The sequence below is a fragment of the Mycobacterium triplex genome, from assembly GCF_000689255.1.
Classification (GTDB): Bacteria; Actinomycetota; Actinomycetes; order Mycobacteriales; family Mycobacteriaceae; genus Mycobacterium; species Mycobacterium triplex.
Genome location: NZ_HG964446.1, coordinates 4,929,302 through 4,955,430, shown reverse-complemented (window position 1 = coordinate 4,955,430; position 26,129 = coordinate 4,929,302). Strand labels below are relative to the sequence as shown.

General features: G+C 66.1%; 20 protein-coding genes. 6 read left to right on the top strand and 14 right to left on the bottom strand.

Annotated elements, in window-relative coordinates:
• Window positions 1–27: 27 nt before the first annotated feature.
• Complete coding sequence (locus BN973_RS22865) at window positions 28–1,584, bottom strand: phytoene desaturase family protein (RefSeq protein ID WP_036471003.1); 1,557 nt, start codon at window positions 1,582–1,584, stop codon at window positions 28–30.
• Window position 1,585: 1 nt separating this feature from the next.
• Entirely contained in the window at window positions 1,586–2,488 is a 903-nt protein-coding gene (locus BN973_RS22860; RefSeq protein WP_036471002.1) for a DUF1295 domain-containing protein, read from the bottom strand.
• 127 nt (window positions 2,489–2,615) lie between these two features.
• On the opposite strand from BN973_RS22860, the gene BN973_RS22855 reads away from it, so the two are divergent.
• Genes BN973_RS22855 through BN973_RS22840 form a run of 4 tightly spaced genes read left to right on the top strand, consistent with a single transcriptional unit; the run spans window position 2,616 to window position 6,768 of the window.
• Window positions 2,616–3,659, top strand: a complete 1,044-nt coding sequence (locus tag BN973_RS22855) for an LLM class flavin-dependent oxidoreductase (protein ID WP_036471001.1) — start codon at window positions 2,616–2,618, stop codon at window positions 3,657–3,659.
• A gap of 13 nt (window positions 3,660–3,672) precedes the next feature.
• Window positions 3,673–4,689: an LLM class flavin-dependent oxidoreductase gene (locus tag BN973_RS22850; RefSeq protein WP_139830318.1), complete on the top strand. Its 1,017-nt coding sequence runs from the start codon at window positions 3,673–3,675 to the stop codon at window positions 4,687–4,689.
• 7 nt (window positions 4,690–4,696) lie between these two features.
• A complete protein-coding gene (locus tag BN973_RS22845; protein ID WP_036470999.1) occupies window positions 4,697–6,019 on the top strand; it encodes a protoporphyrinogen/coproporphyrinogen oxidase in 1,323 nt (440 codons plus the stop codon).
• Between the two features lie 17 nt (window positions 6,020–6,036).
• A complete protein-coding gene (locus BN973_RS22840) occupies window positions 6,037–6,768 on the top strand; it encodes a hypothetical protein (protein ID WP_051641423.1) in 732 nt (243 codons plus the stop codon).
• Between the two features lie 22 nt (window positions 6,769–6,790).
• Here BN973_RS22840 and BN973_RS22835 read toward each other — a convergent pair whose 3' ends face one another.
• From BN973_RS22835 to BN973_RS31175, 6 genes are read right to left on the bottom strand one after another with little or no spacing between them, the layout of a single operon-like run.
• Window positions 6,791–7,546 carry an SDR family NAD(P)-dependent oxidoreductase gene (locus BN973_RS22835; protein WP_036470998.1) on the bottom strand — a complete coding sequence of 252 codons (756 nt, stop codon included), beginning with the start codon at window positions 7,544–7,546 and terminating at the stop codon, window positions 6,791–6,793.
• A 15-nt stretch (window positions 7,547–7,561) separates the two neighbouring features.
• Window positions 7,562–8,617: a phosphotransferase gene (locus tag BN973_RS22830; protein WP_036470997.1), complete on the bottom strand. Its 1,056-nt coding sequence runs from the start codon at window positions 8,615–8,617 to the stop codon at window positions 7,562–7,564.
• Window positions 8,614–9,609 (bottom strand): hypothetical protein, encoded by a 996-nt coding sequence (locus tag BN973_RS31450; RefSeq protein ID WP_036470996.1) that lies wholly within the window; start codon window positions 9,607–9,609, stop codon window positions 8,614–8,616. Before BN973_RS31450 ends, BN973_RS22830 begins: the two co-directional genes overlap by 4 nt.
• Complete coding sequence (locus tag BN973_RS22820) at window positions 9,606–10,766, bottom strand: LLM class flavin-dependent oxidoreductase (protein ID WP_036470995.1); 1,161 nt, start codon at window positions 10,764–10,766, stop codon at window positions 9,606–9,608. Before BN973_RS22820 ends, BN973_RS31450 begins: the two co-directional genes overlap by 4 nt.
• Window positions 10,763–11,773, bottom strand: coding sequence for a DUF7065 domain-containing protein (locus BN973_RS22815; RefSeq protein WP_036470994.1), 1,011 nt, complete (start codon window positions 11,771–11,773; stop codon window positions 10,763–10,765). The genes BN973_RS22820 and BN973_RS22815 overlap by 4 nt, the downstream gene beginning before the upstream one ends.
• Window positions 11,770–13,467, bottom strand: a complete 1,698-nt coding sequence (locus BN973_RS31175; protein ID WP_330981745.1) for a phytoene desaturase family protein — start codon at window positions 13,465–13,467, stop codon at window positions 11,770–11,772. Before BN973_RS31175 ends, BN973_RS22815 begins: the two co-directional genes overlap by 4 nt.
• Before the next feature lie 65 nt (window positions 13,468–13,532).
• Between BN973_RS31175 and BN973_RS22805 the strand changes: the two genes are divergently transcribed.
• Window positions 13,533–16,373 carry an ATP-binding protein gene (locus tag BN973_RS22805; protein ID WP_084163502.1) on the top strand — a complete coding sequence of 947 codons (2,841 nt, stop codon included), beginning with the start codon at window positions 13,533–13,535 and terminating at the stop codon, window positions 16,371–16,373.
• 166 nt (window positions 16,374–16,539) lie between these two features.
• The gene (locus BN973_RS22800) at window positions 16,540–17,235 is read left to right on the top strand and encodes a TetR/AcrR family transcriptional regulator (protein WP_084163501.1); all 696 of its coding nucleotides are present in this window, start codon (window positions 16,540–16,542) and stop codon (window positions 17,233–17,235) included.
• A 12-nt stretch (window positions 17,236–17,247) separates the two neighbouring features.
• Here BN973_RS22800 and BN973_RS22795 read toward each other — a convergent pair whose 3' ends face one another.
• From BN973_RS22795 to BN973_RS22770, 6 genes are all read right to left on the bottom strand, one after another.
• Window positions 17,248–18,768: a class I adenylate-forming enzyme family protein gene (locus BN973_RS22795; protein WP_036470991.1), complete on the bottom strand. Its 1,521-nt coding sequence runs from the start codon at window positions 18,766–18,768 to the stop codon at window positions 17,248–17,250.
• Window positions 18,769–18,872: 104 nt separating this feature from the next.
• Entirely contained in the window at window positions 18,873–19,298 is a 426-nt protein-coding gene (locus tag BN973_RS22790; protein ID WP_084163500.1) for a Zn-ribbon domain-containing OB-fold protein, read from the bottom strand.
• Window positions 19,295–20,476, bottom strand: coding sequence for a thiolase C-terminal domain-containing protein (locus tag BN973_RS22785; RefSeq protein WP_036470990.1), 1,182 nt, complete (start codon window positions 20,474–20,476; stop codon window positions 19,295–19,297). The genes BN973_RS22790 and BN973_RS22785 overlap by 4 nt, the downstream gene beginning before the upstream one ends.
• On the bottom strand, window positions 20,473–21,933 hold the full coding sequence (locus BN973_RS22780) for an aldehyde dehydrogenase (RefSeq protein WP_036470989.1): 1,461 nt from the start codon (window positions 21,931–21,933) through the stop codon (window positions 20,473–20,475). The genes BN973_RS22785 and BN973_RS22780 overlap by 4 nt, the downstream gene beginning before the upstream one ends.
• A gap of 15 nt (window positions 21,934–21,948) precedes the next feature.
• Window positions 21,949–24,351: a CaiB/BaiF CoA transferase family protein gene (locus BN973_RS22775; protein WP_036472905.1), complete on the bottom strand. Its 2,403-nt coding sequence runs from the start codon at window positions 24,349–24,351 to the stop codon at window positions 21,949–21,951.
• 308 nt (window positions 24,352–24,659) lie between these two features.
• Window positions 24,660–26,114 (bottom strand): aldehyde dehydrogenase, encoded by a 1,455-nt coding sequence (locus BN973_RS22770; protein WP_036470988.1) that lies wholly within the window; start codon window positions 26,112–26,114, stop codon window positions 24,660–24,662.
• Between the last annotated feature and the right edge of the window lie 15 nt (window positions 26,115–26,129).

The following is a 26,129-nucleotide window of genomic DNA, read 5'->3' as shown; positions in this document are numbered from 1 at the left end:
TCGAAGCATACGATCACCCAGCAGCGGCTAGAGGTTTTTCAGGACGGTGCGGGCGGTGGTCCTGCCCGCCCAGCCGTGCACGCCGCCCATCGGATGCGCGCCCGCTCCGGTGTGCCACAGGCCCTGGATGGGTGTGCGGTAACCCGCCAGCGCCGCGGTCGGGCGATTGGGACCCATCTGGTTCAACGACATGTCGACGACCACGTAGCTACCCTCGTGGGTCATTTCCCGTAGCTCGTCGGGACTCTTGACCCAGCTGCCGATGACGGTGTCGGCAAACCCCGGCGCCACCTCGTCGACCTTCTGTATCGCCTGGGCGGCGAAGGGCTCACGGTGTTGTGCCCATCCGCTGCCGTCGGCAAAGGTCTGCGGAACAGCGGTGCAGAACAGATACATGGTGTCGCCGGCACTGCCCGCCGGCACCTGCGAGCGATCGAAGGCCGACGGCATCAGGGCCCACATCGGAGTCTCGGGCGGGATGCGGCCGTGCATCGCGGTGTCGAGCGCACGGTCGACATAGTCCTTGTCGTCGCCGATCAGCATGTAGCTGCCCCACAGTTCGGGTCTGTCGCACAGCAGCTTTGGTCGCCGTGACAGCGCCACGTCGATCTTGGTGTTGTTGATGCCCCAGCCGTTGATGCGGATGTTGCGTACCTCGTCGAGTACCGCGTCGGGGACATGCGCCGAGTCGACCAGCTTGCTCATCAGTGTGACAGGGTCGACCGCCGCGACGACCTGCTGAGCGTGCAGCACCTCACCGTCGGCCAATCGCACTCCGGACGCCTGCCCGTCTCGGACCAGAATCTCGTCGACGGCCGCGTCCGTGCGGGTCTCGCCGCCGTGGTGGCGCAGGCACGCGGCGAGTGCGCCGGTGAACTCGGCCATGCCGCCCACCGGACGTTTGATACCCCACCCGATGTGCAGCATGATCACGCCCAGCACCGCTCCCGACCCCGGTTCCCGCAGCGGCGCTTCCGAACCCGAGGCGTAGATCGCCAGCAGCGACTTGACCTCGTCGGACTCGAACATCGACTCGATGAGTTGATGCGGGGAGGCCATCAGCATTCGCGCGACCGGCGCGAGATTGCGGCGCCTGCGCACGGCACGCCAACCCAGTTCCGCGACCGTCTTGGCCCGCGGGCGGGTGGGATGGTCCATCAGGTATGGCGCCGCCACATACCAGAAGTCGCACCACATCTCGCAGAGCCGGGCGAACTTGGAGGCATCTCGTTTGGAATAGCGCCGGATCTCTTCGACGGTCCGGTCGAGTGAGCGCCACAGCCCGATCGACTGGCCTTCCGGCCCGACGTAGGCCCCCCACGGCTCCGGGTTGGCTTGGCGCAGGCCGAAGGATTCCAGCCGAAGCTCAGTGACGATGGACGGCTCCAAGTTGGTGAACAGCAGATCCACCGCACACGGGTTCATCACGAATCCCGGTGCTTGACAGACGGTTTCGCGCGAGTACGTCATGCCGCCGAGCCACGGCTTTCGCTCCAGCACGACCACGCGCTTGCCGGCCCGGGCGAGATAGGTGGCGCAGGTCAGGCCGTGGTGCCCGCCGCCGACGACGATGACGTCATACATCTCAATGCGCGTTTGCGTTGGCGCGCTGCTCGGCCAGCCGGGCCTGATTGCGCGCGATAGCGTCGGCCGACAACGGCAGCGGCAGGAATCGGCGGGTGCGGGCCATCAACTCCTGATACTCCGGTCGCACGCCCATGTAGTTGTCCTGGAACGCCGAACCCAGCACGGAGGTCAGCATGATCGTGTTGAGGATCGGGCCGGCGACTGTCCACCAGCAAGCCGGATTGCCGGCGACGGCCACCAGCCACATGCCCCACCAGACCGTCGTGGTGCCGAAGTAATTCGGGTGGCGGCTGTGCTTCCAGACCCCGGTGTTGAGATAGCGCGGGCGTGTGTCCAGCGCCAGGAAGGCCTGCAGCTGCGCGTCGGCAACCGTCTCGAAGTACAGGCCGACCATGAACACCAACAGGCCGACAAATGCGAGTAGGCCGATGCCGCCGTTGGGGGTTCGGTTCTTCAAAATGCCGACGACGGCAGGCATCCCGATCAGCACGATGATCACGGCCTGGGGCTCCATCACCCGGAAGAAGCTCTTCCACCAGTAGCCCGGCGACATCTCCTTGACGAAGTTCAAATAACGCGGATCGCCACCGTGCACCGGCACATAGCGGCGCCAGCGCGCGGCCAGGTACCAGCCCAGCCGGCCGCCGTGCAGCATCACCATGAACAACAGCAGTGCCGCGGTGACCGATTGGGCGCCGACGATCAGGTATGCGAACAACGCCGGAACCGCGTAGGCGAAGCCGTACCAGCCGTCCATCATCGAGTGGTTGCCCTGCAGCAGGCCCACCAGCCACAGGATCGTCACCACCGTGAACGTGAAGATCGCACAAAACAGGAAGACACTGAGGTCGCTGGACGGGTTTACGCCCAGGCTGCTGACCAATCCGCTCAGACCGCTCACCCGCCTACCGTAACAAATTTTGAGAACGATCGGTCACAAAATATTGAAACCCTGCTAGGGTCCTTAAGGTGCGTCACTCTCGATCCGTGTTTACGTTCGTTCAGCAATCGGACGGCCGAGGTAACGGATGCGCATAGGGCACGGACACTTCTTTCAAAACCTCGACGGACGGTCCGATCACGAGGTCTGGCGAACAGAGATGGCACTCGCCGATCGCGCCGAACGGCTCGGCTTCGACTCGGTGTGGGCGGTCGAGCACCACTTCGCGGACTACTCGATGTCGACGGATCCGCTGCAGTTTCTGACCTGGGTCGCGGCGCGCACCGAGCGGGTGCAGCTCGGCACGATGGTGTCGGTGCTGCCCTGGCACGACCCGATTCGGCTGGCCGAGCACGCGTGCGTGCTCGACCACCTCTCGGGCGGACGCCTGATCCTCGGCATGGGACGCGGCCTGGCGCGTGCGGAATTCGACGGATTCGGCGTCGAGATGGGGCGCTCTCGCCAACTTTTCGACCAGTACGCCGCCGAGCTGTTGGACGCGTTCGAAACCGGACACCTCCGCGGCGTCGAGCTGCGGCCGGCGCCGTTGGCGCCGCTGCGCGGTCGGGTCTTCGCGTCGTCGATCTCGCCGGAGTCCGCCGAGGTGATGGCCCGTCTTGGGGCGGGGATCATGATCTTTCTGCAAAAGCCTTGGGAACAAACGGTCGGTGACCTGCAGCGCTACGCCGAGCACTACCGGCGATACCGAGGTGCAGACCCGCCCAAGCCGATGGTGGTGATCTTCAACGCCTGCCACGAGGACCCTGACATCGCCGCCCAGCTGTTCGAGCAAGTTGTCGCCTACTACCGATCGACAATCGATCACTACGGGTTCGCCGACGAGGCGATGGCCGAGATACCGGGCTATGAGTACTACGGCAACATCGCGCGCACGATCGCCAAGCACGGCCACGAACAGTTCGCCCACTTTCTGGCCGAGCTGCAACCGTGGGGGACGCCCGACGAAGTCATCGAGAAGACGCGCGACATAGTGCGCCGCACCGATGCGGGTGGCCTGATCGTCGTTTCGGCGTTCGGCAATCTGGCATCCGACGTCGCGGCGGCCAACCAACAACGTTTTGCCCGAGTCGTCATGCCCGCGCTGTACGAAACAGTGGGCAGCTCAACCTGAAAGGGGTAGGGATTTGAAGCTTGGAATCACGATGCCCAGCCGGACGGCGTCGCTCAAGCGCATACCGGAGTATGCCCGGATGGCCGATGAGGCCGGTTTAGATTCGGTGTGGACGTACGAGGTGTACCGCAACCCGTTTGCGATGTTATGCACGTCGGCGTTGGCCACCTCCGACATCGAGCTGTGCTCGGGGCTGGCGACCGCCTTCAACCGTTCGCCGTTCGAGGCGGCGAATGCGGCGGCCGACGTCGATGAGCTATCCGGCGGCCGGATGAAATTCGGCCTCGGTACCGGGGTTCCGGAGTTTCTTCAGGCCTTCCACTCCACCGACTTCAACAAGCCGATCAAGCGGCTCAGTGAATACGTCGACGTGTTGCGCCGTTCTTGGGCGTACCTCGCCGGTGAAGAAGTCAAGCCCTTCACCGGCTCTTACTACAACTTCGTCGCCCCGCCGATCAACCCGTGGGGGCTGCGAGAGATGGTGCGCCCGGAGATTCCGATTCTCGTCGCGGGCATGCGGCCGCAGATGTTGAAATTGTGCGGAGCCAAGGCCGACGGATGGGTCGGATACCTCTGGACGCCGAAGTTTTTCGAGCAGATTGTGCTTCCCAACATCGCCGAGGGCGCGCGCTCGGCCGGCCGTGACCCGGACGGCCTCGATCTGGCATGTGAGGTCATCTGTTGCGTTCACCCGGATCGCGATGTCGCGCTGGCACGTGCCAAGAAGCACGTCGGGTTCTATATTGCGCACCCGGTGTCTGATGTGGTCGCCGAAATCGAGGGCGTGCAGGACCTGGTCAACGAACTACGCGTGTCGATGATGCAGAAGGGGCTAGCGGCGTTCGAGGACACGCCCGAAGAGCTTGTCGAACTGTTCTCCATCACCGGAACTCCGGAAGAGTGCCGCCAGAAACTCGACAACTACAAGGGCTTACCGCATCTGGCCCTGCACACGTCCTATGTTCCTCCATTTACCGCCGAGGAATCCGAGGACTGCTACCTGCAAATCATCGACGCGTTTAAACGGTAGGACTGCGATGACGGACGACGTTATCGTCGTCGGTGGCGGGCCCTCGGGATTGGCTGCGGCGCAACGATTATCACGAGCCGGCACGCCGGTCCGGGTGCTGGAGGCCAACGACAGGGTGGGCGGGAAGATGCTCACCACGCACCGGGACGGTTATATCCTCGACGAGGGCGCGTTCTTCCTGCCGACCACGCACCGGACGCTGCTGGCCACTGCCGCAGAGATTGGGATGGTCGACGAGATCGTCCCCGGCGGCTTCATCCTCGGCATCGTCCGCGACGGGGTCATCCACGACTTGGATGGCGATCACCTGCTGACCTCGCTGGCCCGGACGCGCGTGTTGTCCGTCCGGGCTAAGGCAGAGGCCGTCAAGGTTCTACCCGAATTGATCCGCGCCCGCCGGGCCGGCTATGCGCGGATGCCTGAGGTGGGACCGTATGACACCGAGACGGTTTCGGCGTGGTCTGGATCGCGGTTGGGTGCCGAACTGCAGGAGTATCTGGTCGAGACGGTTCTCCGAGGTATCGCCGCTACCAGTGGCGACACCGCATCCCGGGGAGATTTCCTGGCGATCCTGGCGCTGTTCGGCGGCGCCAAGCTGGTCAGCTTCCGCGGTGGGATGGGTTCCTACACCGACCGGCTGGCTCGCGACGTGAAAACCGAAGTCGGCGCGCAGGTTACCTCGGTCGAGGACACCGGAAGTGGTGTCACGGTCACGTGGCGGGACCGGGGCGGGGTCGAACGCGTCGAGGACGCGGCGGCGTGCGTGGTCGCGACTCCCGGGGAGACGACCACGCGGATCGTGCCCGGGCTGGACAGTTGGCGGCGGTCATTCCTCGGCCGGGTACGCAACGGAAAGCTGATCCTGCTCAAGGTCGGGCTGTCCCAAAGCCCGCGGGGGGTGAAGTCCACCTACCTCCTGGTGCCGCGCGCAAGCCACCCCTTCCTCACCGGAATCATGTTGGACCACCACAAGGCGCCCGGTCGCGCCCCCGCAGGCAAGGGGCTGCTCACCATCGCGGCACTGGACTCGTGGAGCGAAGCGCACTGGGCGGACGACGACAACCAGATACGTGCTGCCCTGCTCACTGCTCTGGATCAGATCCTTCCTGGCACAACCGATTACATCGAATTTGCCGATGTGTTTCGGTGGCGCGAGGAATACACCACGGTCGGCTTTTACCGCGACCTTGGTCGATTCCGGCAAATCTGCGAGCAGGATCGGCGAATTCAGTTGGCGGGTGACTCCCAGGCCTTCCAGAACCTGGAATCGGCAACGATCACCGGTCAGCGGGCAGCCGAGCGGCTGCTCGCCAGCGATCTGCTGTCCTGACATTCGGAGGCGCGGCCATGATGACGGAACGACACCAGCGCATCTGTGTATGGGGCGGAATCACGTTCGCCCCGCTCTTCTTCGTCGGCTTCTGGTTGCTTGCGGGCTTCATACCACCGCCCGCGCCGGGCATGAGCGCCGACGCGGTGGTGCGGATGTTCGCCGAAAACCGCGGCCGGATTCGAATCGGCATCTGGGTTGCCTGCGCGGCTGCGCCTTTCCTGGCGTTCTTCGTCGCCGCGCTCACCCATCAAATCCGGCGGATCGCAGGCAGCGATTCGCCGCTGGCGACAGCGCAGTTGATCGCCGGATCCTGCTTGATCCTTGAGTTCCTTTTCCCGCAACTGGTTTGGCAGACGGCGGCCTACCGGAGCGAACGCAGCCCCGAGACGATTCAGATGCTCAACGACCTGGCGTGGCTACCGTACGTAGGGATCGTGGGAACGGCGATGGTTCAGATGGCCATCATTGCGATAGTCGTATTTCAGGACCGTCGGACGCGGCCGCTGCTGCCGCGCTGGTGTGCCTATCTCAACATTTGGACCGCGCTGGGCGTCGCGCCGGGCAGTTTCGTCGTGTTCGTGCACAACGGCCCTGTCGCCTGGAACGGGATACTGGCCTGGTGGCTGCTCTGCGTCTCGTTCTTCGTCTGGATGGTGACGATGACATGGCTGATGTTGCGCGCCAGTCACATCGCCGAAGACAACGAGGCGCAGGGCGAGGCGATGTTGCAGCCCAGCTCCGGCTAGCGCCCAAACGCACCGGCAACCGCTATGCCACCGTGTATCCACCGTCGACGGGAATTGCGGCGCCGGTAAGGTAGGAAGCACCGTCGCCCGCGAGAAATACTGCAACTGATGCGATTTCGTTGGGGCGGCCCAATCTGGCCTGCGATGTCATGGCGACGGCCTGTGCCTGTATCCGCTGGTATACATCCGGAGCCGTCTCGCTAAGCTCGGCGAGCATCGGCGTTTCGATGACGCCGGGAAGTATTGCATTCACCCGGACGCCGGAACTTCCGTACTCGTGCGCTGCGACACGCGTCAAACCGACCACTCCAGCCTTGCTGGCCGCGTAGGCACCCGTTCCCGCGAAAGCGACGACCGCGGCTACCGACGCGATATTGATGACAGCACCGCCTCCGCTGGAGATCAAGGCCGGAATCGACTTCTTCATCACGAGATATGTCCCGCGAAGATTCACAGCGATCACCTGGTCAAAGTTCGCCGACTCGGATTCCGCCAACGGAATCAACACGCCATCGATGCCCGCATTGTTGACCACAACGTCGAGCCGGCCGAACTCGCGCAGCGTTCTTTCGATCAGGGTGTCGACGTCGTCTTCACTGCTGACGTCGCACGCGACGCCGACCCCGTCTCGCAGCCCCGATGCCACCTGCTCAGGGTTGCCGGCACTATCGCAGATCACGACGGACGCTCCACGGTCATCAAAAGCGCGGGCAATGGCGGCTCCGATCCCACGAGCCGCCCCGGTGACGATCGCTACTCTGCCGTCGAGTTCCGCCATGTGGCTCCGTTGCCCTCAGAACAAGTCAGCCGACGAGTGCCGCTCTACTGCGGAACCGAGCCGGCGAACCATGTCGTCGAGTCTGTCGCGTCCGCGCTGGTCGGAGGCCTCCCAACGAACATTCGCCATGATCGGCCACAACAGGTTGTAGGCCGTCGCCCACCGGTACTGTTCGCGCGCCTGGTCAGGTTCGTAGTTCGTCAGGCCACTGCAATAGCGTTGTATGAGAGCATCTTCGATGCCCGCAAGGCGTTCTGGCGGCATACTGGTGCAAAGCAGGTACTCGAGTTCCCGGATGCCGCACTCCTGTCCGACGGTCTGGAAGTCGATGAACACCGGTTCGCCGTTCGTGTCGAGAAGCAGGTTATCCGAGCGCAATTCGCCGTGCGTAATACAGGTCGGCGTCGCCAACACATCGAGCATCCGTGGCTGCAGCTCGGTGAAGTGATCCGAGATCCAAACCGCGCTGGGCGGCAACAGTTCCACCAGGGCATCGCGGCGCAGCCCCCACACGTAGGCGAAGAGCTGGCCGTACTGCTGCTGTAGGGTGCGCCCGTCACCCGAGGAGGTAGGCCAAAATTTGGCGGAATACCGTTGCAATAGCTGTTCTTTGCCCCATGACCAACCATGAAACCGGGCGAGCCCGTCGATGATCCCCTCGGCTTGTTGCCGGCTGAATCCCTCGTGCTGGTCGATCTGGACACAATCGCCGGCCAGGTCCTCCATGACCAACACGAAGTCTGTGGAGTCGGTTGCCTGCTCGGCGGAATAGATTCTCGGCGTACGCACCGGCAGGTGTGGCGCGAGCTCGCGATAGAACTCGATTTCGCGGCTGTAGGTGCCGATGCCGTCCAGCATCGCGCGGGTGTCGCCGACGATCGGCATCTTGACCAGCACGCTCGTCGGTATGCCGGGCGGACCGTCGAGAGTGAGCCGGAACAGCCGACAGGCGAATGCCGTTCCCAGTCCCACGCTTTCGCGGGCGACCACCCGCACCGATGTGCCCAGCGCCTGGCTGGCCCACGAGTCATCGAGGTCGTCGGCCGACTGTGGAAGCTGTCGCAGGCTCATCGCACCAGCACCGATCGTTCGGTGAGGCCGAAACCGACCTGTCCGTCCCAATCGAATCTGGTCATTGCCTCGGCAAGCAGATGGTGGCAGCCGTCCCCGCGCGCGGCCCCACGGACGATCTCCCCCGGACCGGCGATCGTCAAGGCACCGACCTGACCAATCGTGGCCGTCAGCTGGATCGTCTCGTTCTCGATTTCCAGGGTGAGCGTGTAGTCGTCGCCCCGCCGGTCCCACGAGTCGAGCAGCGGTGCGGCGCTGACCAGCCGACCGTAGCGCACACTTTCGGCGGTGCACACGGCCGCGTGGTTCATCCGCCCGGAACCGTCGCGATTCGCCAGATACATCAGGCAGAAGGCGCGGCCGTCGGGCCATTCGGCATGGCACCAGATGTGATTGTGCAGACCCGTCAGGTCGCGGACCCCGGTGCTGTGATCCCGGATCCCGGTGCCGGCCACCGCAAGCGAAACGTCACCGTACGAAAGCGTTCCGGTCACGGTGCAGTGCTGCTCGTAGTGCGACGAAGCCCAATTCTGCTCGTGCATCTCGCCCAGTTCGAAAGGCGGGCACATCGCCTCGTAGACGAGGTCGAAGGCCAGCTTGACGTGCACCCCATCCGCAACACCACCGCCGCGAAGCTCATCGCCGGAGATCAACCGGGCCGGACCACGAAATGTCTTGCGCCACTTGCGCCACGGCTCGATGCATTGGTAGGTGAGGCAGGGGCCGGCCGGCCCCTGTGGCGTCTCGCTGCCGTAGCAGAAGCCCCGGGCGGCCAAGAACTTGTCGCCGGGCAGGTAGACGAGGGCCAGCTCGTCCCAGGCGGGTTGGTCGAACGAAACCCGCCCGATATGCAAGAACACGCCAAGGCGCTCGGCGGGGAAATAGGCCTGGCTCAGATAATTCTCGACCCACAGCGCGACGTCCGGAAGGTTGTGCAGAACTTCATCCGCATCGGCGAGATGAGCAGGCCGCACCGGTTGGGTCGTGGTCATGCGACGACCCCGGCCGGTAGTTTGATCAACGCCGACATCTCGTCGGCGCGACGCAGCGACTCCAAGCCCTCCTGCGGCCCGAGTGCCAGTGGCGTCATATCCAGCCAGCCGACGAATCGCGCTCCGGCCTCGACGAATTCGGAGTGCAGCTTGGCCATCTCTTTGGGTGTGCCGACGTGGTAGGCCTTACGCGACATCGACACGGGCGTGGCGTCGACAATGCGCCGGACTTCCTCGTCGGATTGCTCGAACGGCGCCCACTTGACCGCGTAGTGCCAGCCGTCGGGCATCACCGGCGTCTCGCCCTCGTCGAGCCAGCGTTTCTGGTCCAGCCGGCCGAACTGGCCCGCGAAATACCGGACGATCGGATTGGCCAGCACCTTGTCGATGACCTCGGGATCCTCGTGGCACACGCAGATGCTCCAGATGCCGAATCCGAACGCCTCGGGGTCGCGGCCGTAGCTTTCCACCTGCTGGCGCAGCGCATTGACCGTCTCGGCGAATTGCTCGGGGGTCTGGATGGCTTGCGGTGAGGCGGCCTCGAAGCCGTCCGCGTAGCGCGCCGCGATATCCAGTAGCACCGGACCGCCGCCCAGCGCCCAGAATTCGGGGCGTTTGTCCGGGCGGTGATTGCCGATCGTCGCGTTCTTCAGGTGCCAGTGGTTCGTTTCCTGCGTCCACGGCTGCGGCTCGTCGTAGAGACGGCGGACGAGTTGCAGGATGTCCTCGAGCCTCTGCAGGCCCTCGGTGCGCTTGTATCCGAACGGTTTTGTCTGCCGAAGCTCGCCGGCCCCGACCGCCACCACGACGTTGCCGGTCGTCGCGTTGCTCAGCGTGAGAACCTTGCGGAGGAGCTCGGCCGGTGCGCTGCGGATGGCGTCGGTGGACAGCCGAATGTTGGCATCGGGGTTGTGGGCCAGCGCGATCGCGGCTTGCACGAACGGGTCGTAGGTGGAGTTGCCGTCGATGAACTCGGCCGCCGGGGTGTTCTCGGGGCTCCACAGCTGACCCGGGAACCAGCCCGACAGTTCGTCCCACAGCCACAGGTAGTCGATGTTCGGGCTGTCGTGGACGGCCTTCGCGAATTGGGCGAATGCTGGGATCGGCGTGGTCCGGTGGTTGTCGAGTGGATAGCCGGTCACGACATGGGAGTTCATTTAATTGATTCCTTTCTGGGTCTGATCACGGTGCGCTCGCAGAGCCCGTAGCCGGTCTGACCGTTCCAGCTCAGGCGGGCCTGGGATTCGTATACGACGTGGCTGGCCTGGGGTGTGCGGTCGGTCCCAAGCGTCATTTCGACCGGTCCGACGAAGGAAAACGGCATGGGCGCAACGATTTCCCCGCGAATCTGGTGGATCTCGCCACCAGCCTGCAGTTCGATCCGCCACGGATCGAAGACCTGAGATTCGGCGTCGATCAGCGCATCGTGGCTGACCAACGATGCGTGCGTCATGCCCGCGGCGTCGCCGATGACGTGGAAGTTGAGCAGCGCATCCCCGCCGCCACGGCGGGCGATGTACATCGTGGAAAGCCAACGCCCGTCCGGGAATTCGCCATGAATCCAGAAGTGGTTGCCCATCACCGAGAGGTCGCGTGGGCCCCATGTGTGGTCGCGCATCCCGGTGCCCTCCATCTCGATGCGCTCACCGTCGAGGGTGATCTGGCCGGTGCAGCTGAAGTGCTGCTCATAGTGGGTGTGGCCGAAGTTGCCCGGGCGCACGTCGCCGACACCGAAGGGCGCGCCCAGCGCGCTCTGTTTCAGCTCGACGTCGAGTCCGACATGCATACCCGAGGGAGCCGGGCCGTCGCGCAGGATTCGGCCGTCGATCAGTTGAGCCGCACCCCGGTAACGGGTCACGTTTTCTTCGAACGGCCGCGGCGCCTCGAAGGACAGGCTGCCGCCGACCTGGTGCTCGGACGGCCCGTAGCCGAAACCTTTGGCCACCGCGAATCGATCGCCCGGCAGGTACACGGCGACCACCTCACTCCAGAGCGCGGTGTCCCACGCGGTGCGGTTGGTGTGTGCGTAGAAGCCGACGTTGCTGCGCGGGCAGAACGCCTGGACCAGCAGGCTTTCCGACCAGCCCGCAACGTCTTGCGGTGGATGGGCGAAGTCGTCGGAATCGGCGAACTCGTGGGCTCTCACCCGGGCGGGCGGCGTCATTCGGTGGCCCTGGATTGCAGCGGCGGCAGCGTCGAGGATGCCGCCTTCTTGCGGGCGCGTCTGCGCAGCCGCGATGGACCCCGCAGTACCGCGTCCGCGGTGTTGCGGCCGGGCCAGCCGCTGATGTAGGCCATCGGGAACGCACCCGCCCCGGAATGCCAAACCCGCTCGACCGGACTCTCATAACCGGCCAGCGCCGGGATGGGCCGCGTCGGGCCGAGCTGGTTCAGCGTGAGGTCGACGTGCTCGTAGTTGCCGCCGTGGACGAAATAGCGTTCCTCGAAATCCGGTGGCGCGGTGAGGTGCGCATCGATGATCAGGTCCCGGGTGCCGGGCGCATAGAGTTCGTAGTGATCCAGCGCCCGCTCGAAGTAATCCTTTTTCTCGTCGTCCCAGCTACGTCCGTTCGACAGCGTGATCGGGGTGTTGAAGCAATAGAACTTCAGTGTCTCGCCCGCGCTGGAAGGCGGAACGAGGCTGCGGTCGTAGACCGACGAGCTCAGCGTGGCCATCGGGATTTCGTCGGTGAATGTGCCTGCCATGCCGTCGACGGTCGACCGCCGCATGTAGTCCATCGTCGGACACAACATCAGCGTCGAGGTGTACTCGTCGTCGTGGAATCCCGGGAATTTCGGCCGGCCGGACAATGCGATTTCGGCGTCGAAATACAGCACGTTGTAGCGGCCGACCTGTAGCGACCGGAGCTGGTCGAAGGTCGAGTCGGGTACGTCGGACGGGTCGAGCAGCTTGGTCAGCAAGGTGTGGGGATCCACTGCGCAGACCACGTCGGATGCCAGGATCTGCTCGCCGCTGTCGAGTTCGGCGCCGCGCGCGGTTCCGTTGTGTGTCAGCACCCGCTTGACCTTGGCGCCGACGCGGATCTCGCCGCCGTGGTGGCGGACCGCGTTGGCGATCGCCTGGGTGAAGGCGCCGCTGCCGCCGACCGGCCGCTTCACGCCCCATTGATGGATTCCGCACAGGAACGCCAGGTGGAATCCGGTACCGGTCTCGGTGATCGGCCCGAAGGTGCCCGCCGAGTAGGCGGCGATCGGGGCCTTGATCTCTTCTCTCTCGAACCACTCTTCGAGCACGGCGTCGATCGAGCCGAGCATGACGCGGGCGCCTTTGGCCAGCTTGGTACGACTCTTGGCGGCCTGCTTGAGCACGTCGAAGACAGTGTGCGCCTTTATCCGCCATGGGTGGCCATGAAAGTAGGGCATCAGGGTCAACAGGGTTTCGGTGATGATGTCGACGAGTTCCTCGTACCGCTGCGCGTCGCGGCGTGAGTACTTGGCGATTTCGGTCTTGGTGCGGGCGATGTCCTGGTAGAAGGCGACGCTGGCACCGTCGGGGCCCAGCCAGGTCGTTAGCGCGGTCGGGTGCACCCACCGTAGGCCGTGCTTGTGCAGTTCCAGCTGGTCGACGATCGAGGGCTGGACGCCGGGCAAGACGAACTCGACGCTGCATGGGCTCACCTTGAAGCCTGGCGCGTTGGGCATCTCCATCGTCCAGACCAGGCCGCCGACGGTATCGCGGGCCTCGAGCACCAAAACCCGCTTGCCTGCCTTGGCCAGAAATGCGGCGCAGGTGAGGCCGTTGTGGCCGCCCCCGACGACCACCACGTCGTACGTTTTCGGTTGCGTGCTGGTACCCACGTCGGCAACGTATCGCCGGCAGCGGGCCGCGGTCGCCACCCACCCGGGGGAGGATTTTGCTGGCCCTATGGTGGGTTTTGGGTTAGTGCAATACTGCGCGAATAATGTCGAGACCTGTTCGCCCGCTCGAACGCGACCGTGAATTGGATGCGCTGCGCTCCGTGATTGCACACGCGCGCAGCGGTCACGGACAGGCGTGCGTGATCGAAGGGCCCAGCGGAATCGGGAAGTCATACCTGCTCGACGAGGCGGCCGCACTCGCGGCCGAGGCCGGTTTCACGGTGCTGCGAGCGCGGGGCAGCGAACTCACCGGCGAGCTGGCCTTCGGAATGGCCGTCGAATTGGTCGAACCACAGTTGGTGCGCGCGAGTGCCGATGAGCGCGCCGAATTGCTCAGCGGCCCAGCGGTGCTCGCCGAACCGATGGTGAGTCGTCGCGTCCAGCCGGCCGAATACACCGCCACAACAGACGAATTCACGGTCATCCACGGCTTGTACTGGCTGATGGTCAACCTGTCCGGGCATGGACCTTTCGCCCTGCTCGTCGACGACGCGCAGTGGGCCGATCCCGGCTCGCTGAAGTTTTTCGCCTATCTGGGCGAGCGGCTGGACGATTTGCCGATCGCGCTGCTGACCGCGGTGCGCACCGGTGACCCCGAGACCCATTCGGATTTGGTCTCTTTGCTATGGGAGAGCAGCGCCGCACCGTCGATTCGGCCGCCCGAACTCAGTCGGCAGGCGGTCGGCGAGCTGCTCGCAACGGGCCTGGAGTCCCAAGTCGATGACGCCCTGATCGACACGGTGCACCACGAGACGGGCGGCAACCCCTTTCTGGTCAGCGAGGTTATCGCCGAGTTGCGCGACGAATCAGACATCACGGCGGCCAGCACGGGTTCGTTGCGGACACCGCACTCGGTGCGACGCCAGATCGCCCGTCGGCTGACGCGGCTGGGCCCGGATGCCCGTGAACTGGCCAAGGCTGCCGCCGTGTTGGGCGACGGAACGTCCCTGGCCGTCATCACCCGATTGGCAGCCCTGCGACCCGCTCCGGCGGTTACCGCTGCCGAGCAGCTCGTTGCCGCGCGGATATTCGACGCCGCGGACCCAGCCTGGTTCGCTCACCCGATGATCCGATCGGCGACGTACGCATCCCTGGCGCCGGGGGAGAAGCCCGAAGCGCACGCGCGGGCGGCGAAGCTGCTCGCAGCAATCGGAACCGACTCCGAGGTCGTCGCGCGCCATCTGCTAGAGGCCACGCCAAGTGAGGAGGCTTGGGTGGCGGGAGTTCTGCATGCGGCCGCGCGTGCGGCCGCTCGAAAAGGGTCTCCGGCGAACGCGATTCGTTATCTGCGCCGCGCGCTGGACACCGCCCCACCGGATTCGGTCTCGCCGCGCCTCCTGATTGACCTCGGTCTGACCGAAGCGGCCGCGGGGCAGACGACGTCGTTGCAGCGCTTCGAGCAGGCGGCACTGCTGATCGACGAGCCGACCGTACGCGCCGACGCGCTGTATTCGTTGGGGCAAACGCTGTACCGCTACGGCAGGCACGAGGAAGCCGCCGCCGCCTTCCGTCGCGGTGCCGAGCTATTCGAGGACGGCGATCTGCAGGTCTTTAGGAGATTCCAGGCATCGTCGATGTGCGCCGAATCCTATTTGGCGCCAATTCACCGCCGGGTTGATTTGCTCGACGCCACCGAAGTGTCACCGCCGCAGGGCGCCGGTGACAGGGCAATGCTGGCCATCCGGGCACTGAACATGTCGCTCACGGTGCCCCCGGCATCCAGGGCGGCGACGTTGGCGGGCATGGCAATTGCCGATGGCAGACTTCTGGTCGAACAGACATCGGAATCGCCGGTGGTCAATCTTGTTGTGTTGCCGTTGCTTTACGGTGGCGAACTAGAGGCGGCAGAGCGCCACATCGATGCCGTGCTCGCTGACGCGCGCAGCCGTGGTGCGTCACTGGCCTTCGCCGAGGCCGCGTTGATGCGGGCGCTGGTGTGTTATGCGGCGGGCCGCGTCAACGATGCGATGGTGGACGCGCAGATCGCGGTGGAGGGGATGAACCGCGGTTGGCACGCGCTGGCTCCGACGGCGCTGGCGACGCTCGTCCATTGCATGATCGAGCGCGGCGAATTAGATCAAGCCGCCGACATGCTGAGCCGCGGCGAACACGAGTTGGCGCCCCCAGAAGCGTTGGGAATCAACGCTTGGTTCTACGTCGCGAGGGCGCGGCTTCGACTGTGGCGCCGGGAGGTCGCCGCGGCGCGGGCCGACCTGGACTCGGCAGTCCACTCGCTTCGCGACTACGGCATGATCAACCCGGCAGTGCTGCCATGGCGACCGCTCGCCTGCATGGCCGCCGCCGCTGCAGGCGATACCGAGCACGCCCGGGAGCTCATCGAATCCGAGATCGAGCTTGCCCGGCGATTCGAAACGCCGATCGCGTTGGGTGCCGCCCTTCGAAGGTCCGCGCTCGTGCACGAGCCTTCGGAAGCGCTGGCCACCCTCACCGAGTCCGTGGCGGTGCTCGAGAAGACCGGCGCCCGGCTGGAACTCGCGCGGGCACTGACCGATCTCGGCGTCCACCTGCGCCGCGCCGGATCGCGGGTGGCTGCGCGCGATCCGTTGACCAGCGCCCTCGACCTGGCACACCGTGGTGGTGCGACGGCGCTGGCCAACCGCGCGCGTGAGGAGCTAGTGGCAGCCGGCGCACGCCCACGCCGGCCGGCCCGGGTCGGCGCCGAATCGTTGACCCCGACCGAGCGACGGCTCGCCCAGCTCGCCGCGTCGGGGCACGACAACCGGAGTATCGCGGAGTTGACGTTCGTGTCGCGCAACACCGTTGCGTGGCACCTACGCAATGTGTTCCGCAAGCTCGCGGTGGATTCCCGCGAGGCTCTCTCCGAAGCCTTGGCGGATTACGGGCCACGGCGCAACGACGTGTAGTACCGCAACGACGGTCTCCCGCCAAGGCGAGCGAAGGGCCATCTAGGCCGGCAGCCACCGCAACGGTTCGGGGCTCAACCGCGCAAACCTGCTGGTCTTAGGTTTACGTGACCGATGGCACGTCGCGGTTGCTGCTTTCAAGCAGCCAATAGTCGATAATGTGGCTATGCCGCGTCCCTCCAAGCCCCTAATCCGCCGCGATGCCGTAGTTGAGGCGTCGTTGCGCATCATCGACACGGAGGGCCTCGACGCGTTCAGCCTGCCCCGGCTCGCGCGGGAACTCAATGTGCAGGCGCCATCGCTGTACCACCACTTCGAGGACAAGGCGGAGATCTTGAAGGCGGTGGCGCGGGCGATAGTGGTCGAGACACGCTTGCCCGACCCCACCTCGGTGCCCAATTGGATTGAGTGGCTCGTCGCACTGAGCCTGGCGTTTCGCGATTCGATGTTACGGCACCACAATGCCGTACCGCTGCTACTGCAATTCATGCCACGCGATGTGCTCATCCGCAACTACAACGAGTCCGCGTTGTATCTCACCGAGATTGGTGTCCCGCTCGAACAAGTGGTGTTGATCCTTGAAGGCCTGGACAAGTTGACGTTGGGTGCCGGAATCACCGAGGCGATGCACCGCGACGAGGCCAGCGGTCGGCCCTTCGCCAACGCGGATCCGGTCACCGAGCCCTTTCTGGTTGCGGCGGTGGCGGCCAATCAGCGATCTGCTACCGGAGTTTTTGCCGAGTCCATCCGCAGTTTTCTGCGCGGTGCGGCGTCGCAGGTGCCGGAGTCGGCACCGCCGCCGCAGCATTGGGGTGACTACGGTTCGACGGCAACGGATCTCGAGGAGTCGACCGCCTCCTAGTGGCCCCCGGGTTCACCCGGCGGCTTGCGTGTCGAGGGTCAGCTCGGGGTGTGCGTCCCGGATTTGGCGCCGCGCCACCTTACCGCTGGCCATCCGGGGTAACGGAGCGTGTTGGATGATGACGTGGCGCGGTACCTTGTAGCCCGCGAGTTGTGTCCGGCAGTGTTCGGTGACCGCCTCCGCTGTAACGTCCGCATCCGTGTAGATGACCGCTGCCGGCGCCTCGCCGAATTTGGGGTCGAACGCTGAAACCACGCATGCCTCGATCACACCGGGCAGCTCGGCGAGGACTGCCTCGATCTCGGAGGGAGCAACATTGAAGCCTCCCGTGATGATGATGTCCTTGAGCCGGTCCACGACACGAATCCCGTCGGCGTCCCGGATCCCGACGTCGCCGCTATGAAACCAGCCATTGCGCATGGCCGCCGCGTAGGCATGATCGTTTCGCCAATACCCCGGGGTGATACCCGGGCCGGAGACGATGATTTCACCGGGTTCATCGGGATCGCAGTCGGTACCGTCGGGCCGCACCACGCGCAGCCGCGTGAAAACGGTTCCGGTGCCGATTAACTCGGGCCGCGTGACGGCCTTGTCCTTCGGATTGATCGTGGAAAGTCCGCCCAGCTCGGTCATCCCATAGGCCTGCTGAACGGTCACGCCCTTGTCGAGCCAAGCCCGCATTGTTGCGACCGGGGCCGAGGCGCCGGCGATCGTCGCCAACTCCAGCGACGACAGGTCGGCCGCGGCGAAATCTGGATGGGCTGCCATGCGCTCGTACAAAAGCGGTACACCAGAATGGATTTGGATCCGCTCGCTGGAGAGCCGGCGCAGCGTGGTAGCGGCATCGAAGCCGCGCTCGTAGTAGATCGTCATGCCCCGGATCAGCGGGTGCAGGATGTGCCAGAGCAGGCCCGGGGCCCCCGACATGGACAGCGTATAGATGATGCGAGCCCCGGGCCGAAATGCCGGTTCGGTGATGGCAAGATCCGCAACAAGATTGAAAGTGCTGCGATGGGTGAAGATTACACCCTTCGGGTGCGAGGTCGTTCCGCTCGTGTACACGATTTGGGTGATGTCGTCGGGGTGCGCGTCTTCGCGGCGGGCAACTGCACGGTGCTGTTCGTGGCGCAACGCGGCGAACTCTTCCAGGCGCCACACCCGCACCGCGGTCCCGTCAACCGCCGCGGTGATCCGGTCATGGTGGGCGTGGTCAGAGAGAACGAGCCGAGGGCCGGAATCTTCGACCAGATAGCGCAGTTCCTCCGCGGTGAACCGATTGTTCAAGGGGACGACGACGACCCCGATCTTCAGCGCCCCGATCGCGGCAACGACCCATTCCAGGCTGTTGTCGCCGATGATGCCGACCCGGTCACCGGCCTGCAGTTCTGCAGCGGCCAGATATGTTGCGGCACAGTCGGTCCAGCGGTCCAGCGTCGGATAGTCGAGCGTGTCCGTACCGTCGAACACTATGGCGGCGCGCTCGGGGGACCGGCGCGCCCAGTAGCTCAGGCCATCGGTTACCAGTTCGGTCATCGCGTGTGCTCTCCCTTGTGATGAGGCCACAGCGCGACGAGCAGCGGACTGGCTCGCAGGTGGGGCCACGCGGAGGAAACCTTATTTCGGTAGGTAAGTATGTGTCAACGGTCACAACGACTTTCCAGCTCGAATACCGGTATCACTTCGCCCTCATCGTCGTCGCCGGAACGCTCAAAACGCGCGCGGACCGGGTCACCCACACGTAGCCGGGTGGGATCGTCGGCCAGCAACCGCACCATCAGCCATGGGCCCTCAGCCAATTCGACGATCGCACTGACATACGGCACCGAGGCCGCCAGCGCCGGCAGCGGTGCGCGATGAACGACGGCCCAGCTGACCAGCGTCCCCGCACCGGTGGCGACCCAGGGTTGCAAATCCGACGACCCGGTAATCGGGTCGGTGCGAGCCTCAGGGGCCAGCACGGTCCCCGACGGGCCGCGCTTGAGGAGCAACTCGTCGCGCGCGGCAGCCTCGAAAAACGCGGCGCTGGCCTCGTCGCGCACGACGGCGGGCAGCTTGGCGCTCATGCGGCGGTCCCGCGTCGATGGGGGCTGAGCACAAGCGTGGCGTGGTGCTCGAGGATGCCGCCGTTCCCGCTGACCAGCACCACGTCGTTGCGGGGGGCTTGACGCGCACCGCCGTGGCCGCGGACCTGGATGATCGCCTCCGATAGTGGGGTCATGCCCCACATGTAGTACGCCGACAGCTGCCCGCCGCCGGTATTGCAGGCAAGCTTGCCGCCCGGCCCCAGCGCGCCCCCCGAAACGAATTCGCCGCCTTCGCCTTTGGCGCAGAATCCGTAGTCCTCGAGGGTGACCAGCACGGTGTAGGTGTAGCAGTCGTACAGCTGTACGACGTCCACGTCGTCGACCCCGATGCCGGCCATTCGCATGGCCTGCGGTCCCGACCGCGCCGCCGGGGTGACCAGTCCCCACTGCGAGCCCGTGTGCATGCGCCGCGGGGCGTGCGCCTGCCCGTAACCCCATACGTACACCGGTGGATGGGCCAGGTTCGCTGCCCGGTCCGGCGCGGTGACGACCACCGCGATCGCGCCATTGCTGACCAGGCAGCAGTCCAGCAGGTGCAAAGGCTCGGCGATCCACCGCGATTCTTGGTGTTCGTCGATGGTCAACGGCTGGCGCATTTGTGCGACGGGATTGCTTGCGGCCCATGCGCGTTGGGCGACCGCGATTTCGCCGAGTTGCCGCGATGTTGTCCCGTAGGCCTGCATGTGCCGGCGTGCGCAGAGCGCATAGAGGATGTTCGGATTGACCGCGCCGGACGCCAGTGACCAGCCGGCCAATCCACGGGCGGCATTGGCGGAGCCGGACCGGCTCGGCGAGCGCCACGACGCCCCCGCGGAGCGGTCGGCCGTCAGCGGCGTGTCGGCGAACACGCACGCCACGGTGGTGGCGGCGCCGGCGGCGATGGCCTGCGCGGCCTGCGCGACCATCACCGCCGCGGTCGCGCCAAAGGCGTTGATCTGCGCAAGGAGATTCAGCTCGCCCAGGCTCAACACGGCGGCCAGCCCGACCCCGACATCTTGTTTCACCCCGGCGCTGACCAGCAGCCCGTCCAGATCGCGCAGCTCCAGGCCCGCGTCAGCGACCGCGCGCTGAACGGCCTCCACCGCCAGCGCGGTCGACGAGCGCCCATAGACCTTGCCCAGGTCGGTCATGCCCAGCCCGACGAGTGCTCCTGTCACCGGTCCTCCCGGACCGGTGCCCGGTACACCGACTTGAGCGCCAGATAAGGTGCCAGGCCTTCGGGCCCCAGTTCGCGCCCCAGCCCACTGGCCTTGACCCCCCCGAACGGCCCGACGACGTCGAGGGCGTAGTGATTGATGCCTACCGAACCGGTGCGCATGCGGGCCGCGAGCGCCGCGCCCCGTTCCGGGTCGGCCGCCCACACCGTGCCGCCCAGCCCGTAGTCGGAGTCGTTGGCGATGGCGATGGCCTCGTCGTCGTCGCGGTAGGGCAGCACGCACAGCACCGGTCCGAAGATCTCGTCGCGGGCGATCGCCATTGCGTTGTCGACGTCGGCGAAGACCGTGGGTTCGACGAACCAACCCAGGGACTGATCGGCGGGTACGCCGCCGCCGGTGGTCAGCCGCGCACCGGCGGCCCTGCCGTTTTCGATGTAGCCGAGCACCCGGGCGCGCTGGGCCGCGCTGACCAATGGTCCGATTTGGGTGGCCTTGTCCAGCGGATCGCCAACCCGTAAGGCACGGACCGTATCGGTGACCGCGTCGACGATCTCGCCGTACCTCGATGCCGGCGCCAATATCCGAGTGGTGGCATGGCAGGTCTGGCCGTTGTTGGGCAGGCAGATGTCGGCCAGCGCGGCCACAAAGTCGTCCAGTTCGGCGTCGTCGGTGATGACGGCCGCGGATTTACCACCGAGTTCCAGCGTGACCGGCCGTAGCAGCCGCCCACATACCTCACCGATCGCGCGTCCGGCAGCGGTCGAGCCGGTGAATGCGACCTTGTCGACACCGGGATGAGCGACCAACGCGGCGCCTGCTTCGCGGTCGCCGGGGATCACGTTGAGCACACCTGCCGGCAGGCCGGCCTGCAATGCGGCATCCGCCCACGCGAAGGCATCCAGCGCGGTCTCCGGCGGCGGTTTGAGCACGACCGTGCAGCCGGCGGCCAGCGCCGGCGCGATCTTCATCGCGGCCAGGCCCATCGGATAGTTCCACGGGACCACCGCCGCGACCACTCCGACGGGTTCGCGTCGGACCGTGACCTGAGACAGCGCGCCGGTCCGAACGTCTTGGTCGTCGATGCGTTCGGCCAACCCGGCGTAGTAATCCAGCGCGATGGACGGGAAAAAGCCGTTGGCGCCCAGGGAAAGTCGTCGGGGCATGCCGTTTTCGCGGCTGACCAGTGCGGCGATGTCCTTGCCGCGCGCCTTCAGCGACGCGCCCATCGCGCGCATCACCTCCGCGCGTTGCGCCCCCGACGTGGCCCCCCACGAACCCCGCAGGGCCTCACCCGCGGCGTTCACCGCGGCGTCGACGTCGCCGATGCCGGCCAATGTCGCGCTCCCGAGCAGCTTGCCGGTGGCCGCTTCGAGCACGTCGGTGGTTTTCGCGGGCCGCGACGCAGGCGACCAGCCGCCTCCGATGAAAAACGCATTCCTATCCAGGCAGATGTCCACGCGTGTCCCGTCCTTTCACGGTGGGGGTTGGTTCGCCGCCGCGGCGTCTTCGGGTGCAGACTGCAGCACCCCGGCTGCAACAAGGCGGTCGATCTCGTCGGGTTTGAGGCGCAGCAGCGACGCGCATATTTCCCGGGTGTGTTCGCCCGGCGTCGGCGCCGGACGCAGCGCGGGATCGGGAATGCTGGAAAAACCGGCGACGCGCGCCGAGGCCGGGACGGGCCGGGACAGCAGGGGGTGGTGCAGGGTGTGGAAGGAATCCCGCGCGACCAGTTGTGGGTGCGTGAGTTCGTCGGGCAGGCGCAGCATTGCGGCGGCCGGAACTCCGACGGCCTGCAACCGCTCTTCTACCTGGGCGGGATGGTGGCGCGCCGTCCAGGCGGCCAGCTGCTGCTCGATCTGTGCGCGCCGCGCGGCGCGTCCGGCGAAGTGCCGTGCGTCCGGATCATCCGGCAGGCCGGTCACCGCGGCCAGGGCCCGCCAATCGTCGTCGTCGCGCACCTCGATCACGCACCACTCGTCATCGCCCGCGCACGGGAACACACCGGCCGGCGCGGCGCCGCTGCGCCGGTTGCCCTCGGCGCCAACGCTTCCCGGGCGGCTGGAGGCGGCCGCCAGAGTGGGGCCCAGCGCATAGACCGCGACATCGGCCTGCGGTACCTCGATGGACTGGCCGGGTCCGGTCGCTCCGCGGCCGATGACGGCCGCGAGTGCCGCGACCGCCGCGGCGTGCCCGGCGACGTGATCGGGATAGACCGTGGAGCCGTCACAAAAGGCGCTCGGGTCGTCGGGATCGGCGTCGGTGTCGCGCCACAGTGCGGACAGGCCGCAGGACGCCCGGACCAGGGGCCCATAGCCCATCCGGCTTCGCCACGGGCCGCGACTGCCGAACGCGCTGCTATCGGTGACGACAAGGCGGGGATTGATGCGGGCCAGCTCGGCGTGGCTGAACCCGAGCGATTCGAGCGTGCCGGGTTTGAAGTTTGCTGCCACGATGTCGGTATCGGCGACGAGTTCGCGGAACAGGCGCGCGCCGTCGGGACTGCGCAAATCCAGACCAAGACCGCGTTTGTTGCGGTGGCCCCACGCGAATGAGGCATTCATGCCGCCGCCCTTGCGGGTCTGGCGCAGACCATCGGGGAACGCGGAGTTCTCGACCTTGATGACATCGGCGCCGTAGTCAGCGAACAGCCGGCCGAGTTCGGCGCCGAACACGATTACGCCGAGATCGAGCATCCGCAGACCGGTCAGCGGCGGGGCTCCGCTCGGCAACGACGGTAGCCCGAGGTCGTGATCGGGTCTGGCGGAGCGGGTCGTGCTCAGCAGGTCGTTGTGCTCGCCGGGGCGGGGTGCGCGCCGACGCAGCCCAGCGCGCACGCCGTCGATGAACACGTAGCCGGACGGCACGGTCGCGTGCAGGCCCGCATCGATTTCGGCCGGCGCGAGGGTACCCGTGCCCGTGAAGTGGTCGCTGGCAAGCACCTCATCGACGCTCAGCACACCGGCGATCGGAATTCCTCGCGCCGTGCCCTCGGCGACGAGCTTCTCGCGGCTGTGATCGGCGAACAGCGCGGCGATAAGCGGGTTGAGCCGGTCGGAGGCTGCAAAGCGGGCGGGAATCGCGTCATAGCGGGGATCGGCGAATTCGGCGGGCTCACCCAGCCACGAGAACATCGCACGCCACTGGCGGGTGGCCAGCAGACAGATCCGGACGTGGCCGTCGGCGCAGGGGAAGATCGGGTAGAAGTTGGCGGCATCGGGTCGCCCGCGCGGAAAGGTTTCGGAGCGTCCGGCTGCCGCGGAGCCTTGCGAACCGAAGCCCGGGTCGAATCCGTGGACTACTGCCTCCAACGCCGAAACGTCTACGTGCTCACCGCGGCCCGTGCGCACTCGCTTGACGTACGCCACCAGGGCCGCCCACGCGGCGTGGACGCCGACGGTCAAGGACACCACCCCCCGGGGCGGTTGCAGCGGGGTGCCGCCGGGCAATCCCGACCGCGACAGCACACCGCCGGCGGCGGCGAGCACGTCCTCGGTGGCCACCCGGTCGCGGTGCGGGCCGGTGCGCCCGAAATCGGTGATCGATACGACCACCAGCGCGGGGTTTGCCCGCGACAGCGCCGCCGACGTCAGTGCGCGCGCCTGTGCCTGCGCGTGGGTCAAGGACTCGAGCACGATATCCGCGTCGGCCACCAGCCCCAGCAGCGCCGACCGGCCGGCGGGATCATCGAGGTCGAGGACGACCCCGGCCTTGTTGGCGTTGCGGAGGGCGAAGGCCACCGGGTCGCGGCGCCCGGGGGATCCGCCCGGCGGCTCGATACGGATGACTTCTGCCCCGAGGTCGGCCAGGATGCGGCCACACCATTCGGCGGCGTTCTCGGTGAGATCCAGGACGCGCAGGGCGCTCAACGGCAACATCGACGTCGTGGTCAATGCGGCGCCTTCCTTTTGTGCCGGGTCCCGGACTACAACACGCGGCAGGCGGTAGCCGCGGGCCACCACTTGCCGCTTGTGGGGTGTGGCGGGTGCAGACCTCGCCAATTTGCCTAATGGTAGTAGGTTTACTCGCCCGGAGCAAATGTGCGGTCGGAACCCGAAGTGTGCCGGCCCGATCCTCCGCGCCTAGCCCCACGCGCGTCGTGATCGTTCAAAGGTGGGTTCCTCCAACGCTTCTCGAGAGCGGTCATCGCCACCGACGCCGCCGGAAAGCTGTACCGCCGCTACGGTCAGCTGAAAAGGGCCGCGGTGGGTGCGTCGAGGTTGATGGTCTTCAGCTCGTAGTAGGCCTGCACGGCTTCGGGGCCGGTGTCACGGCCGATGCCGGAATTCTTCACTCCGCCAAAGGGTGCTTCGCTGTTGTAGACAAAGGCATTGACGCTGAACGTGCCGGTGCGGACGCGGCGTGCGACTTCCGCGGCCCGCTGCGGGTCGGCGGTGAACACACCGCCGTGTAGTCCGTAGTCGGAGTCGTTGGCGATCGCGATGGCCTCATCGAGGCTGTCGTAGCGCAGCACCGATGCCACTGGTCCGAAGATTTCCTCACGGGCGATCCGCATGGAGTTGTCGACGCCGGTGAATACCGTGGGCTGAATATAGAAGCCCTTTTCCAGGCCGGGAGGCGTCCCACCGCCGGTGGCGATGACGGCACCTTCGTCTCTTCCGGCATCGAGGTAGGACTGCACCCGGTTGCGCTGGCGCGCCGAAACCAGCGGGCCCATCGTCGTGGCGGGGTCGAATGGATCGCCCACCACGAATGATTCGGCGGTGGCCACCAGCGCCGCGGTGAATTCGTCGTAGCGGCTGGCCGGCAGCAGCACCCGGCTGAAGGCGGCGCACACCTGACCGGTATTGAAGAAGCAGCCCATCGCCAACCCCGTCATCGTCGTCGCGATGTCGGCATCGTCGAGGACGATTGCCGCCGATTTGCCACCCAGCTCCAGCTGCAGTCGTTTGAAGTTGCCGCCGCATTGCCGACCGATATCGCGGCCCGCGGCAGTGGATCCCGTGAAACTGACCTTGTCGATCCCCGGGTGGGCCACCAGCGTCGCACCCGTTTGGCGGCCGCCGGTGATCAGATTGAAAACCCCCGCGGGCACGCCTGCCTTACTGAGCGCCTCGGCGATAAAGAAGGCGTCGAGCGGGGTCTCGGGAGCCGGTTTGTAGACCACGCTGCACCCGGTCACGAGCGCCGGAATGATCTTGGAAATAGCCAAATTGAAGGGCCCGTTCCACGGCGCGATCGACGCGACCACACCCACCGGTTCCTTGACGACCGCGGCGGTACACATTTGGGTCTGTCTGAGTTCGCTGACCGGATCACCCTGTGCGACATGGAGAAAGTAGCGTCCGGTGTCCAGCGCGCCGGGGATCTGGACCCCGGCGATGCTGGTCGGAAGACCCATCTCGGAGGTCACGAGCCTAGCGATCTCATCGATGCGCGACCCGAGTAACCGCAGCGCTTGCTCGAGCACGTCAGCGCGCTCGGTGACGCTCATCGCCCGCCATACTCCTTGGTCGAACGCACTGCGGGCGGCGCGCACCGCCATGTCGACGTCCTCGGTGCCCGCGTCGGGCACCTGACCGATCACCTCTTCGGTGGACGGACTCACGACATCGATCCGTGCCTCCGACGTGGGCTTGCGCCACTCGCCGCCAACGAGGAGCTCCTCATGTACGTTCACGTCGTCCCCTTCCGC